This is a genomic window from Pseudomonas sp. DrBHI1 (assembly GCF_002205115.1).
GTDB lineage: Bacteria > Pseudomonadota > Gammaproteobacteria > Pseudomonadales > Pseudomonadaceae > Aquipseudomonas > Aquipseudomonas mosselii.
In genome coordinates this window covers 1-13,553 of sequence record NZ_NIBE01000006.1, presented here as the reverse complement: position 1 = coordinate 13,553, position 13,553 = coordinate 1, and the positions used below count along the sequence as shown (strand labels likewise).

The window sequence follows — 13,553 nt, the reverse complement described above, 5'->3', positions numbered from 1 at the left end:
CCAGCAGTGCGGTGGCGGTGGACACCTCCGGCAAGCCGGTGCGGGCAACGGTGCGAAACAGCGGGCGCAAAAGGTAGCGGCCGCCGACGATAACGATGGCGATGCTGGCGAATACTTTCAGGCCATGTTCGAAGCTGTCGCCGTGGCTGGTGTCCGGGCCGCTGGCGGCCAGCAGCGGCACCAGGGCGATCAGCGGGATTGCGGCGATGTCCTGGAACAGCAGGATGGCGAAGGCCAGGCGGCCGTGGGGCGCGTTGAGCTGCTTGCTCTCGGCCAGGCTCTGCAGGCCCAGGGCGGTGGACGACAGCGCCAGGCCCAGGCCGAGCACGATGGCCGCCGGCAGGCTTTGGCTGAAGCCGAACAGGGCGATGGCGCCGAGTGCCGCGCCGGTCAGGACCACCTGCGCGGTGCCGACGCCGAACACGGACTTGCGCATCAGCCACAGGCGCCGGGGCGACAGCTCCAGGCCAATGATGAACAGCAGCAACACCACGCCCAGCTCGGAGATGTGCGCGACGCTCTCGGTGTCGCGGATCAGCCCCAGGGCCTGCGGGCCGATGGCCACGCCGGCCAGCAGGTAGCCGAGCACGGCGCCCAGTTGCAGGCGCTTGGCCAGGGGCACGGCGACCACGGCGGCGAGGAGGAAGATGACGGCGGTTTGTAGAAGGCTGCCTTCGTGTGGCATTGCTCGGACTCCTTGAACTGCGTGCGGCAGCGTTTGATGCAACAGCTTATGTCATCGATGAAAGAGGCGGGCATTTTCGGGCGGGGAGCGAAACAGGACAATCCTGGGGTTACAGGAAGCAGCGTTCTGAAAGTAGGACCTTTGCTGAGTCAATCGCGGGGCAAGGCCGCTCGCACGCAAGGTAACTGACCTTCGTGCGAGCGGGCTTGCCCCGCGATCAACTGCTTACTGCAGATGGTCTTTCAGCGCCTGCGCCGCCTGGTCCATGGCACTGTGCACACTGGGCACGGTGCTCAGCACATTGAGCAGGCCGTAGTCATGGATCAGGCCGTTGTAGCGCACGGCGGTCACCGGTACCCCGGCGGCGTCCAGCTTACGGGCATAGGCTTCGCCTTCGTCGCGCAGCACGTCCATCTCGGCGGTCTGCACCAGGGCCGGCGGCAGGCCTTTCAGCTGCTCGAGGCTGGCGCGCAGCGGCGAGGCGTGGATATCGTCGCGCTGGCGCGGGTCGGTGGTGTAGTTGTTCCAGAACCACTGCATCATGTTGCGGGTCAGGAAGTGGCCTTCGGCGAACTGGTTATACGACGCGTTGTTGAAGTTGGCGTCGGTCACCGGCCACAGCAGGGCCTGGAAGCGCAGCTTGGGCGTGCCGGCCTCCTTGGCCTTGATCGCCACCACTGCGGCCATGTTGCCGCCGACGCTGTTGCCGGCCACCGCCAGGCGGCTGCCGTCCACGCCGATCTCCTTGCCGTGCTCGGCGACCCAGCGGGTGGCGGCATAGGCCTGGTTGATCGCGGTGGGGAACTTCGCTTCCGGTGAGGGCGTGTAGTCGACGTAGACCGCCGCGGCACCAGAGCCTACCACCAGGTCACGGATCAGGCGTTCGTGGGTGGGGTAGTCGCCCAGCACCCAGCCGCCGCCGTGGAAGAACATGAACACTGGCAGTTCACCCTTGGCGCCTTCAGGCCGCACCACACGAATTTCCAGCGGCTGGCCATCGGCCTGGATGGTCCGGCGTTCGACGCGGATCCCCGACAGGTCGACCTTCACCCCGGCCTGGGCACCGCTCAGCACCGCACGGGCATCCTTGGGCGCGAGGGTTTCAAGCGGCTTGCCGCCACCTGTGGCCAGGGCTTCGAGGAAGCCCTGGGTGGTGTGCTCGACGCCAGGGCTGGTGGCGGCGAAGGCGCTGTTCACGGCGAGGGCCAGCAGGCCGGCGGTCAGGGTGCGGGACAGTTTCATGTTCTAGCTCCTTTAGGGTTCGAGCCGTGGCTCAGTTCTGGTTGGCGAGGACGGTGGGTTGCACGTAGCTCACGGCGCGCAGCTGGCCGCTGCTGTCGCGGTAGGTCAGGGTGGCGGTGCTGGCCTGGCCCTGGGCGCTGGTGGGTGCATCGATGCTGATGACCTTGGCGATGTCCAGATCCATGCCGTAGTGGTACGGGGTGGCTTCGCTGGCGAAGCTGCCGGCGCTGGTGCCGAGGGCCAGGGTGGTAACGGTAAGGGCGAAGGCTTTGCGTAGGGTCATGATCGTTCTCCGGGTTCTGCTGAGTGGGGGGCGACTGCTTGCTGCTTGAAGTGAATATTGCGCGCAAATATTTAGCGTGCAAAATATATTTCCGCTATGACGCTGATTGAGTGCGTCTTGGCTAATTCCTGGAGGAAATCGCCCAGCCCTTCGGGCTGCGCTGTCGCGCAGGGAACTTGTCCCCCTGTGGGAGCGGCCTTGCGTCGCGAAAGGGCTGCGTAGCAGCCCCAGCAATTTCGATGGTGGCTCGGAATCTGAGGCCGCTGCGCGCCCTTTTCCGACCGGCCCTACGCCTCGGCAAGGCCGCTTTCTCAGGGGGCAGCATCAAGTGCCGGGTCGGTACTGCAATGCTTCCGCCAGGTGCGCCCTGGCGATGGATTGCGCGCCCTCCAGGTCCGCCAGCGTGCGGGCGACCTTCAGCAGCCGGTGCGCCGCCCGCAACGACAGTGTCAGCCGTTCGCAGGCCTGCTCCAGCCAGGCCTGGTCAACCGGCTCCAGCGGGCAATGCCGACGCAGCCCCTTGAGGTCGAGGAAGGCGTTGGCGCAGCCCTGCCGGCGCTGCTGCAGCGCCCGTGCCTCGGCCACTCTCTGGCCAACGCTCGCGCTGGTCTCGCCACTGGGCTGGTGGGTCAGCACGGTACTTTCCCGGGCTACCGTCAGGTGCAGGTCGATACGGTCGAGCAGCGGGCCGGACAGCTTGTTGCGGTAGCGCTGGACCTGCTCGCTGCTGCACCGGCAGCGGCCGGTGGGGTCGCCCAGGTAGCCACAGGGGCAGGGGTTCATGGCCGCCACCAGCTGGAAGCGCGCCGGGAAGCGCACCCGGTCCTTGGCCCGGGCCACCACGATCTCGCCGGACTCCAGCGGTTCGCGCAGCACCTCCAGCACTCGCCGTTCGAACTCGGGCAGTTCGTCGAGAAACAGCACGCCATGGTGCGCCAGGGTGATCTCGCCGGGTTGCGGCCGGCTGCCCCTGTAGGCTTTCGAAATAGCTGCGAACCCATTAGGCTAGAGGCCGCGGACCATGGCATCTGGCTGCACAAATAGATGCGAAAAAATTTCGAATTGGATGCGACAGAATTGAATACTACTCGAAATAGCTGCGACCAACCTAAACAGGTCCGCACGATCAAGCCGACTCGTCGCAGCGTCTCGGGCTTTCTGCCCTTCCGAGGTGCAGGTGGCGTGCCGTTCGAGTCGTTGCTCGAGCGCGACTTCCTCAAGCGCATGAGGTTCTCTCATCGCGTTGAATCAGTGATTGCTCAGCCTGTTCGGGTGGATTTTGTCGACGCGCTCGGGCGTGCTCAGACCTATACCCCCGACTTCCTCGTGCACTACCGTCAGCCGCATGGCGTCGACTACATGGACTACATCAAGCCGATGCTGGTCGAGGTCAAGCCCGCCTACGAGTGGCGCAATAACTGGCGCACCTGGCTGGCGAAATGGAAGGCGGCGCGTCGTTACGCACGGCAGGAAGGTTGGACCTTCAGCATCTACGACGAATCGCGCATCCGTGGACTGCCGCTCGACAACATCACGTTCCTGGAGCGGTTTGAGCGCTTGGACTTTGATCGGGAAGATATCGACATGGTCCTGAAAACGCTCCACGAGATGGAGTTTGCTCCTGTGCACTATTTGCTTGCGCGCCATTTCAAGGGCGTATACCGCGACCGTGGTGTGGCACTGTTGTGGCATCTGATCGCAACTGGGCGGGTAGAGTGCGATATCACCGAGCCTTTGAACGAATACCTTGAGCTTTGGGTGGCCACGCCATGAACATCTATGAAATCGACACAGACGAGCACCTCGTCCCATTCGAGCCGTCCAGGGAGCGTGTGCGTGTCGAAGTGGGCGAGATGGTCTGCCGCGACAAGCAGGTCTACCGCATTGTCCAGTTGCTCGACTTTCAGAATGTCGTCGGCGTGGAGGTCGAGACCGGCCGAAGCGTCTCACTCCGAATTCCAGAACTGCAGCCCGTAGAGCAAGAGCGAGTTGATGGTCTCTACGTCAACTATGACATCTCGACAATCAGCTCGGATGAATGGGCTGTTGCCCAGAAGCGCTTTTCGGCGATCAAGCCTCTATTGCGTGACTCGGTTCTGCCAAGAAGCAGCGTGGAGGCGCGCGCCAAAGAGGTTGGTGTCGACACCGCCACGCTTTATCGTTGGCTGGATCGGTACCAAAGCTGGCATGAGGTGCTGGCGCTTGTTCCACGCAAGCGTGGATGGCAGCCCGGCAATAGCCGCTTGAGCGCCCAGGCGAATAAGCTCATCGATGAGGTGGTTGATAAGCACTATCTGACAACTCAGCGTCATTCGGTCCAGTCGACGATCAAGGAAATCGAAACGCAGGCCAAAGCGCTTGGTATCACCCCACCTAGCGCATCAGCGATTAGGACCAGGATCAAGCGAATTCCAGAGAAGATCGTGTTGCGTCGGCGAGGTTTCGCTGATCAGGCTCGCAATCGGCACACACCATCCGTTGGCCAATTCCCCGGTGCTGACTATCCGCTGGCAGTCGTCCAGATTGACCACACGCCAATCGACCTGATCATCGTGGATGACCGGCATCGCAAGCCGATTGGCCGTCTGTGGCTGAGCTTGGCAATCGACCTGAACTCGCGGATGGTCGACGGCTACTACCTCGCTTTGGAAGAGCCCTCCGAGATATCTGTCGCTATGTGCCTGGCGCACTCCATCCTGCCTAAGGAGGATTGGCTTAATCTCCATGGCATCCAAGGCGAATGGCCGGTGTGGGGTTTCCCTCGTGTTGTCCACACGGATAACGGCCCTGACTTCCGGACCGAAAACTTCCGCCGCTCGTGCTCGAACTACAACATCGAGAACCAGTTCCGGCCGGTGAAGCGGCCTAAGTATGGTGGCCATATCGAGCGGCTACTCGGAACGTTCATGAGAGAGCTGCATGCGCTGCCTGGTACCACGCACAGCAACGTTTCCGACCGAGAGGGCTACGATTCAGACAAGCACGCGGTCCTCACGATGAGTGAGTTTGAAGAGTGGCTGGTGCGGACCATCATCCTCTACCACAACAAATACCACTCCGCGATTTACATGAGCCCAGCGCGTAAATGGCATCTCGGGTTCTTTGGCAGTCGTGAGGTCGATCCATTGGTGAGCATCCCGCCGCGGCCTGCGGATCCTCTCACGGTCCAGCTGGATTTCATGCCGTCTTACCGTCGAACGGTGCAACATTATGGTGTGCAGCTTGATGTGTACTACTACTCGGAGGCTTTGCGGCACTGGATCGGGACGACGGACCCCGAAACCGGCCAGGCACGCAAATTCGTTTTCAGACGAGATCCTCGCGATATCAGCGTAATCTGGTTCTACGACCCCGTACTCAAGCAGTACTTCCGGGTGCCAGTGGCCAACCAGGCGTTTCCAGCAGCAACGTTGTGGGAATTCCGTGCCGCGAAGAAGCAGGCTGTTGACGAAGGTCGGAAGCACATTGACGAGGCGCTGATCGCCAGGATGATCCTGGAGCGTCGTCAGATCGTGGACACGGCCTCGGCAACTACCAAGAAGGCGCGTCGGGACGCGCAAAAGAACAAGGTGCACAGCAAGAATTCCACGCCGGCGCGTCCTGTTAAAGTACCCGTGGAGGCGCCACCTTCAATTTCTGCGAGTGACGGGCTGCTGCTCGATGATGTTGACCTGATCGGTGATATCCAATGACTGAGTACGCACATCTACACGCAGATTTCAGACCCGTGCTGCAACTGTCTGACCGCGAGCGTATCCGATTCATGGGCGAGCCTCGCTGGATTGGGTATCAGTCTGCCCATCACATCTTGGACAGCCTGGAATGCCTGCTTGATGCGCCTAAGCGAGCGAGGATGCCCAATTTGCTGATCGTGGGGGAGCCGAACAATGGCAAGACGACGATTATTCAGCATTTCGACAACACTCATGGCAAAGGCTATACCAACGACAACGCCGAGCCTGTCAGGCCGATTATCGTGGCGGAGGCCCCACCTTCGGCGGAGGAAAAGGATCTCTACGTTGCTATCCTGGACCAGCTGTGGATGCCATACCGAACCACGGATTCCAAGGTCACCCTTCGCTTTCAGGTCATCCACGCATTGCGCCATCTCAATGTGCGCATGTTGATCATCGATGAGATCCACTCACTGCTTACAGGGCCTGCTACGAAGCAGCGTGAGGTGATGAATGCGATCAAGATGCTGTGTAACACGTTGGTGATCCCGATCGTTGGTGTCGGAACACCTGATGCCGTACAGATTCTTCATCTCGATCCTCAGCACGCCAGTCGATTCGATGTCATCAAACTGGATACTTGGAAGCTCAATGCCGATTTCCAGCGCCTGTTGAAGGCTTTTGAAGCAGTGCTACCGCTCAAGAAGCCATCATCGTTGTTCAAGCCAGAGCTAGCTCAGCTGATTCATTCGATCTCGGGGGGAAATACCGGCGACCTTCATGGCTTGTTGATGGAGTGCGCCAAGGAAGCAATTACTTCTGGTAAGGAGTGCATTGATCGACAACTCATCGAGAGTAAGTCGTGGAAGCGTCCTACACGTGGCATCCGGGAGCTCATTGTTTAAACCCCAGATGGCCACTCACTCCAGCGCTGCTGCCCGACGAGCTTTTTTCGTCCTGGTTGGTGAGAACAGCGCATGCTCATGGTTGCACCTTGGATGTTTTGACGGGGGCGACCGTGGCTGATCCGAAGGCCTGGCACCATGATGTTGATCGAGGCGTCAGCGAGCTGCAGATTGCTGGGCTTTCCAGGCAGGCGGGTATCCCGCCTCAAGCGTTGTCAGCTAGTACCCTCTTGCCCACAGCCCAGGGCTTGCATCGGTTAGCCTGGTTGCATCGGAGCAGCGTCTGGCCCTGGTTGCTGGTCGCCGGCTGTCGCAACGCGGCTCACGCAGGTGGCCTGCAGTGTTGTCCTGCCTGCATTAGCACATGCCCACCGCATTATCAGATCCAAGCTCGTCTGGCCTGGCACACGTGCTGCGTAACGCACTACATCCAATTGATAGACCGTTGCTCTAGCTGTTACGCAGCGCTCCAGCCAGCTCTGCTCAAGCCCACCGTCACCTTGGATCACTGCCACCAGTGTCTATCTACGCTGCACGGGGCGCCCTTTCCTGAAGTGGACCCAGGCGCGCTGGCTTTCCAGGTATATGCTGACCAGGCTTTCGGTCGGACAGCATTCTTCGGGAAGGTTGAGCTCACCTTCAGCGACTGGATGTTCGTCTCGCGCATTATGGTTTCCATGATCCAGGGTTTCCTGCGACATCCCTCTACCAGCGCGAAAGCGTTTTGCCATTCGATGGGGTTAGAGGGGGTCGACAAGCTACAGCGCTCGACTCTGGGGCTACCCTTTGAGTACTTGAGTTGCGCCGAGCGCTCTGGGCTGCTCGGGGTGGTTTGGGCAATAATGCAGGCTGGGCCCGAGCGATTTTTACTCGCTGCAGCCGAAGCATCCCTTCCGCTGTCGTCCCTGCCGTTGCCAAGAAGATCGGCACCTTTGATTTTGTCAGAGTTGTCCACAGCCCTAACCAAGCACACGCCTCATCAATGCCCCCAGCATGCAAATGACCCAGGCCTGCATAAGGCGGGCGATGTGCTGCGGTCTTGGGTGCGCTTGCAGAGAAGGATTCGTAGAGATGGTATCCCCTGAAATACCCCATGATGCGGGATGCCATGGTTGCGGTCGCGCAATGGCTAAGGCCAAGAAGATCTACAAAGGGCAGCGCTATTGCAGCACGTGCTACCCGCGGCTATTCAAACGACGAATGTGTCCGGGCTGTGGGAATCATGCTCGACTTCCCATCAAGGTGCTGAATCCGGCGCTGGATGCTCACTGCAGTGGATGTGAACGAGCGGGACCCTGCGTTCGCTGCGGTAAGACGGAGTTCGAAGTGGGAATGCGCTCGGCGTATGGGCCGGTGTGTAGGAGCTGTATCCCGTTTTTCCGACATCCTGAGCCGTGTGAGGCCTGTGGGCAGCTTTCTCAGCGGCTCGCCATCAGCTCAGTCACAGGGCAACGAAGCTGTCAGAAATGCCGAGAGCCCGCAAAGGCGACATGTCCAAGCTGCCGCCGGCACAGGGTGTTGGTCGAAAATGCGCACGGCGAAATGCGGTGTAAAGCCTGCCACGAGGACGGCGAGCGACCGTGCCCATCATGTGGAAAGCAGATGCCGGCCGGTCGCGGCACTGAATGCGAGCCGTGCTATTGGACTGCGCTTCTGTCCAAGCGTGTTGCGATCAACTTAAATGGTCTCAGTGCAATTCTGGGCGAAGCCTTTAAGGCGTTTTCACTCTGGTTGCTCGAGCGGAGCGGCCCACACAAGGCGGCTCTGAGCATCAATGGTCACTACCTCTTCTTCCGCGAACTCGAGGTGACCTGGGGCAGTGTGCCGTCCTATGAGCTGCTTCTCGATCATTTCGGGGCAGCCAAACTGCGTCGTGCCGAAAACCCAATGCGCTGGCTCGCTGAATCCGGTCATGTACACGTCAGCGCAGCGAGTCGTGAGCACCATACTGAACAACGCCGGATCGATGCTGTTCTGGCTGAGTTGGAGGATGGCTGGTCACGAAAGCTGTTGGCCGGTTACTACGCGGTTTTGTCGTCTCGTGTCAGCCGACAGAAAGCAGATTTGCGCTCTGTCCGGCTGGCCCTGAGGGCTGCTACGAACTTCCTCAAAAGTGCGCGGCTGGCTGACGAGGTGAGGCCTGGGATGAAGGCGGTAGAAACCTTCTGGCGGGGTTCTCCTGGTCAGATCGCAGCCGTCACCGGATTTATTGGCCATCTCAACAGAACCTATGGCCTGCAGCTGGAAGCGAAGCCGGACAAGCGCTGGCTGCAGAAAGCGAAGAAGGCGAAGGCCGAGCGAGAGCTCGTGGCCTTGCTACGCAGTCAGGACCAAGGAGACTTCGAAGTTCGCTGGATCGCCAAGGCTCTGCATTATTTCCATGATCTGCCTCGTTTTAGCCAGAAAGCGCTGGTGTACAGGGCCGAGCGTTTCGACAACACGGACGGCTTTAGCGTTGAGCACGGCACTTCCAGGCTGTGGGTGCCTGCAGCCAGCAGTTTCCGCAGCTCGCAGGCGCTGAGGAAATCCTAAACAAGTTTGATCTTCATCTGCCCGAACGCATTTATGAACCTGCGACGGTGAACGAGAGCCTTCCCGTGCGGACGGTGGCGGAAAATGATCGTTTCGTTGGGAAAGAGCCCAAGAACGTCCCAGAAATTGCCTAGGGCCCGGCGCGTTGCGTTACATACCCTGTTGATGAACTGCTCCATCTCGACTGGGTCAGCAATGCCGCAAGGCATCAACACTCCAGAGTAACCAACAGGCTTCTTGTTCTTTTCGTCCGGTTCAGCCCGTTGGATCTCGAAGCAGAGGTAATCCTGACCATCCACGGTGATGCGTAGCACCATCATCCCTCGACGCTCAGTAAATTCTGCGTCGAGGTAAATCCACCGCAGGGCTTTACCCTGATCAGGTCTCAGCCCCTCGGCATTGAACAGGATGATTCTAGGTGTAGTGCTCGAGCAGAATTTCGGCGGCGTGTACCAGCTCACATCGGTTACACGACCAGGGTTGTCTTTCTTGATCGACAAAAATGCGTGCCAGACGTCGTTCAAGAACCCAAACGACTCCACTTCAGCATCGGGAGTGTTATCAGCCACATGCTCTGATTTACCCACGCCTTTTCCTCGACCGAACCCCGTACCATTCGCGTGCGTCTCTGGTTTCGGGGGGCGCGGTCCAAGACGTCCTCGATCTGTTTGGATGACATTTCTGACCGTTATGATTTCACGTGCTTTACCTAAACGAGCGAACGGTGGGGTTTTGATGATAGTGATTTCGGCATGACCATCCGGTTCGATGTAGGACTCTTCGGCAAGGAACTCATCGACCTCAGCGGTGCGTACAGTTACCGGCATGACAATGCGGCCTCCGTCCCTCCCATCGCTGCTATCGAACTGGTTTGTGGTCCACTCCACCGGCCTACCGACGGGCTCGCTAGCACCGGCCAAGTTCAGTGACAGGAACGTGTTCCCGTTGTTTATCCATTTGCCATAGCAGCGCAGTCTCGCGGGTCCGGAGAACCAAGGTTCAACTCGAGGAAAGACTGCGTCCCCAGGTCTGGACGTCACGAACTGGTTGTTCAACCTGCGCACCTGGTCCTCGGTGTAGTCGTCATAGAGCAGGTGGCCCAGAAAGGCGGAATCGTATTTTCGAGCCTTGTGTGTGGGTCTGACGATCCAGGCGTGCTCGTCCCGTTCGGGAGGGTCGTAGAATACGGACAAAATGTTTGAATAGAGCAACGTGGTGATAGCGCGGCAGACGTCCATGTTGCGGGCATAGGCTTTGACGAAAAAGTCGATGCAGGGGACCAGCAGGTTCTTTTTATTCCCGTCTTCGTCTTCCTCTTCGAGCGTGAAGTTAAGTAAATGGCCCCGGTCGTACTTGTATCTCAGGGGGTACTCACTGTCAGAAAAGACGTGCTCCATGCCATCATGAATTAACTGCTCTCTGGAGGTGATGGACCATCCTCTTGGTGAGAAATCCACGTCACGTTCTATGCGTGTGAGCTTGGTATCCGAGATGCACCGGCCTTCGCGCCAAATTGTGCCGATGCCGTAATGGGGCACGTTGCTCAGGGGGACTAGTGCACGCGTGTCTGGACCTGGGACATTGTCATAGAGCCGTTTGAGATGGAGCTCCACCAGCGGCATCGTTTTGGCACGTGCGTTGTGCCGGATATGGTTATGCCACCAGACAATGTGGTCTCCGTGCAGCTTTGCGATTGCGCTGTCAGGGGTGCGCAGGTCTGATCTGGGGTACGAAAAATCGATTCGCTCAACCGGCTGGACCAAAACACCGCTCCCATAATGGTAATGTGCCAGCCTGGAGTGTACCCAGCCGGCAGCTAGCGTGCGACGCAAAAATGACGCCTTTTTTTCGGCGCAAGGCGTCTAGTGCGGTGCGTCCGAACACGCGGCATCAGTGACGTGCTGAGCTATTGCAACACCTTTGATGCCTGTACCTTCTCTATCCTTGACCCCAAAGAGGTCGCTCCAATCGAGCTGTGCCTGCCTATGGCTATCTCCTGCCGCTCGCGGCGTTATCGAACAATGCCGATTCACCGAGCCGGCCGGCCCAATCTACTTGCTCATTTTTCTGAGGTAGATTTTCTACTGGGTAAGTTGAGCAGAGTCGGCTAGCACAGCGCACTCCTGCTAGCCAGCCAGGAGATTAGCCTTGGCGGCCCATCGAGAGCCAAAGCGTAGTTTTATTCTCGTAATCATCGCGGAGGAGCGTTTCTAGTGAACCAAAGGCGATTCAGACGTCCAGCGGCGTGAGATGTCCTATAGTTTTCTAATCAACTGGCCGGGGCGAGCCATGAAACGGACTATCGAGGATGCGGTGCTCGCTGGCGAGTCCCGGCTACTTGAAGCACTGTCAGCTTATCGGGCCTTTAAGGATGCTGACGAGGGCGGAGCCCCAGAAAATGAGGTTCGCCGACTTTGGATTTTGGCCGAGTCGCTTTACCATACGGTGAACGATTTCCAGCTTCTCGTTGCCAGTCCACCACCCTCAACCTTTCACTGAATGGGGAGAACGCAAGGTGTCCAACGTGCCACTTCTTCTCGACCACCCCATGTATGCCGGCAGATCATCCAGAACCGATATGCGAATGGTTGCTACGGGCAAAAGGCCGCTGGAGTATGTAAGCGGGGTGCCAACTGCGTAGAGAGGCAAGCAGGTTGTGAATTCATAAGGCGATACTCAACAACCCACCCGAAATGCCGCTGCCGAGTACGACTAGCCAAGGTGGAAGCTTCCAGAACACCAAGGCGACCAGCGCCATGAGGGCCAAGCCAAAGTCCTGCGGAGCGTGTATCGCACTCGTCCAAACTGGCTGATAGAGGGCGGCGAGCAATAGACCGACTACAGCTGCGTTGATGCCAAGCAGTGCTGCCTGCGTGCGTATGTTACGGCGCAGATGCTCCCAGAACGGTAAAGCGCCCATCACGAGTAAAAATGAAGGTGCGAAGATCGCCAGCAGGCAAACCAGACCTCCTACCCAGCCATTGGGCTCCTGGTTCATCGAGGCGCCAAGAAATGCCGCGAAGGTGAATAGCGGTCCGGGAACCGCCTGCGCGGCCCCATAGCCTGCCAAGAACACATCGTTATCGACCCAGCCTGAAGTCACGACTTCGGATTGCAAGAGTGGCAGCACGACATGCCCGCCCCCGAAAACCAGCGATCCGGCACGGTAGAAGGCATCCATACTCGACAGCATCTGACTTGGTAACCACGTAGCCAAAAGAGGTAGGCCGAGCAACAGGGCAAAGAACAAAGTCAGCCAGCACAGGCCAGCGCGACGTCGGATGCCAATGGGCAGCGGCTCATGGGCTCCGCACGGTTGCGGCTTGAATAGCAGCACGCCAATGACTGCGGCAAGCGCAATGACCCCTATTTGCGCCAAGGCGGTTGGAAGCAGCAATACCAAGCATGTCGATGCTGCCATGATAGAAATACGTGGCACATCAGGACACAGATTGCGTCCCATACCCCACACCGCTTGGGCGACTACTGCCACAGCTACTACCTTCAAACCGTGCAGCACGCCAGCCGGCATGGCATCGCCATAGTTGGCCATACCAAGTGAGAAGAGGATCAGGGCAACCGCCGAAGGTAATGTGAAACCTAACCATGCAGCCAGTGCGCCGCCATAGCCGGCGCGTGTCAGCCCCAGTGCGATGCCAACCTGGCTACTAGCAGGACCTGGTAGAAACTGACAAAGGGCAACCAAATCTGCGTAACTGCGCTCGCTTAGCCATTGCCGACGTACCACGAACTCATCCCGAAAGTACCCCAGATGAGCGATTGGGCCTCCGAAAGAGGTTAGACCCAAACGCAAAAAAATGAGGAAAACAGTCCAGCGTGAATGTTGGGGAGTATCAGTGATGTTTGTTTGATTCATATGAGGCTGATCCAACATAGTAATTCTTCGTCGCGGGCATGGCGCATCGGTAGTCGGCTAGCTATGCCATCGAATGCATCCGCCTTGATTAAGTCATCAGTGGCTCTGCTGTTTCATTTCGTGGTGTCTGGGCAGTCCGATCGAGATGAGCGCGGCGGTCAATACGAACATGCTGGAAACCCACAAGCAAGCCTCCAACCCATAGGCCTGCAACACCCAACCTGACAGCAGGGCACCGACCAAGCGCCCCAGGGCGTCGGACGTGGCGGTGCTCAGGTACACCGGCAGCGCCACGACGAACCAGACGTCTCGGGCACCGAAGAGAAACAGCCGTGCGGCCGAGAGGATGTTGATG

General features: G+C 59.0%; 10 protein-coding genes and 2 pseudogenes. 5 read left to right on the top strand and 7 right to left on the bottom strand.

The window, feature by feature from the left end; genetic code table 11:
- The 4 genes and pseudogenes from CC207_RS00795 to CC207_RS00780 all read right to left on the bottom strand — a co-directional run.
- Positions 1–685 (bottom strand): cation:proton antiporter (locus tag CC207_RS00795; RefSeq protein ID WP_178080941.1); only part of this gene is annotated, 685 nt, incomplete at its 3' end.
- Positions 686–910: 225 nt separating this feature from the next.
- A complete protein-coding gene (locus tag CC207_RS00790; RefSeq protein WP_088851426.1) occupies positions 911–1,927 on the bottom strand; it encodes an alpha/beta hydrolase in 1,017 nt (338 codons plus the stop codon).
- A gap of 31 nt (positions 1,928–1,958) precedes the next feature.
- Positions 1,959–2,210 (bottom strand): DUF2790 domain-containing protein, encoded by a 252-nt coding sequence (locus tag CC207_RS00785; protein ID WP_028688630.1) that lies wholly within the window; start codon positions 2,208–2,210, stop codon positions 1,959–1,961.
- Between the two features lie 324 nt (positions 2,211–2,534).
- Positions 2,535–3,179 (bottom strand): annotated as a pseudogene (locus CC207_RS00780) (ATP-binding protein); the annotation flags it as partial.
- Positions 3,180–3,434: 255 nt separating this feature from the next.
- On the opposite strand from CC207_RS00780, the gene CC207_RS00775 reads away from it, so the two are divergent.
- The 5 genes from CC207_RS00775 (at position 3,435) to CC207_RS00755 (ending at position 9,321) form a co-directional block, all read left to right on the top strand.
- On the top strand, positions 3,435–3,983 hold the full coding sequence (locus CC207_RS00775; protein WP_088851429.1) for a TnsA endonuclease N-terminal domain-containing protein: 549 nt from the start codon (positions 3,435–3,437) through the stop codon (positions 3,981–3,983).
- Positions 3,980–5,902, top strand: coding sequence for a Mu transposase C-terminal domain-containing protein (locus tag CC207_RS00770; RefSeq protein ID WP_088851425.1), 1,923 nt, complete (start codon positions 3,980–3,982; stop codon positions 5,900–5,902). The genes CC207_RS00775 and CC207_RS00770 overlap by 4 nt, the downstream gene beginning before the upstream one ends.
- Complete coding sequence (locus CC207_RS00765; RefSeq protein WP_050703248.1) at positions 5,899–6,789, top strand: TniB family NTP-binding protein; 891 nt, start codon at positions 5,899–5,901, stop codon at positions 6,787–6,789. The genes CC207_RS00770 and CC207_RS00765 overlap by 4 nt, the downstream gene beginning before the upstream one ends.
- The gene (locus tag CC207_RS28200; protein ID WP_088851424.1) at positions 6,747–7,874 is read left to right on the top strand and encodes a TniQ family protein; all 1,128 of its coding nucleotides are present in this window, start codon (positions 6,747–6,749) and stop codon (positions 7,872–7,874) included. Before CC207_RS00765 ends, CC207_RS28200 begins: the two co-directional genes overlap by 43 nt.
- A gap of 517 nt (positions 7,875–8,391) precedes the next feature.
- On the top strand, positions 8,392–9,321 hold the full coding sequence (locus tag CC207_RS00755; RefSeq protein WP_088851423.1) for a hypothetical protein: 930 nt from the start codon (positions 8,392–8,394) through the stop codon (positions 9,319–9,321).
- On the opposite strand, the gene CC207_RS00750 is transcribed toward CC207_RS00755, so the two are convergent.
- The 3 genes and pseudogenes from CC207_RS00750 to CC207_RS00735 form a co-directional block, all read right to left on the bottom strand.
- Positions 9,318–11,084: a hypothetical protein gene (locus tag CC207_RS00750; RefSeq protein ID WP_256581967.1), complete on the bottom strand. Its 1,767-nt coding sequence runs from the start codon at positions 11,082–11,084 to the stop codon at positions 9,318–9,320. The two genes, CC207_RS00755 and CC207_RS00750, sit on opposite strands and share 4 nt — an antisense overlap.
- 899 nt (positions 11,085–11,983) lie before the next feature.
- Complete coding sequence (gene chrA / locus CC207_RS00740) at positions 11,984–13,198, bottom strand: chromate efflux transporter (RefSeq protein ID WP_088851427.1); 1,215 nt, start codon at positions 13,196–13,198, stop codon at positions 11,984–11,986.
- 96 nt (positions 13,199–13,294) lie between these two features.
- A pseudogene (locus tag CC207_RS00735) lies at positions 13,295–13,553 on the bottom strand (hypothetical protein); the annotation flags it as partial.

Excerpts from the sequence above, each read along its gene's own strand:
- CC207_RS00790 (WP_088851426.1), bottom strand. The coding sequence starts at position 1,927 with ATGAAACTGTCCCGCACCCTGACCGCCGGCCTGCTGGCCCTCGCCGTG.
- CC207_RS00785 (WP_028688630.1), bottom strand. The coding sequence starts at position 2,210 with ATGACCCTACGCAAAGCCTTCGCCCTTACCGTTACCACCCTGGCCCTC.
- CC207_RS00775 (WP_088851429.1), top strand. The coding sequence starts at position 3,435 with ATGAGGTTCTCTCATCGCGTTGAATCAGTGATTGCTCAGCCTGTTCGG.
- CC207_RS00770 (WP_088851425.1), top strand. The coding sequence starts at position 3,980 with ATGAACATCTATGAAATCGACACAGACGAGCACCTCGTCCCATTCGAG.
- CC207_RS00765 (WP_050703248.1), top strand. The coding sequence starts at position 5,899 with ATGACTGAGTACGCACATCTACACGCAGATTTCAGACCCGTGCTGCAA.
- CC207_RS00755 (WP_088851423.1), top strand. The coding sequence starts at position 8,392 with ATGCCGGCCGGTCGCGGCACTGAATGCGAGCCGTGCTATTGGACTGCG.
- chrA (WP_088851427.1), bottom strand. The coding sequence starts at position 13,198 with ATGAATCAAACAAACATCACTGATACTCCCCAACATTCACGCTGGACT.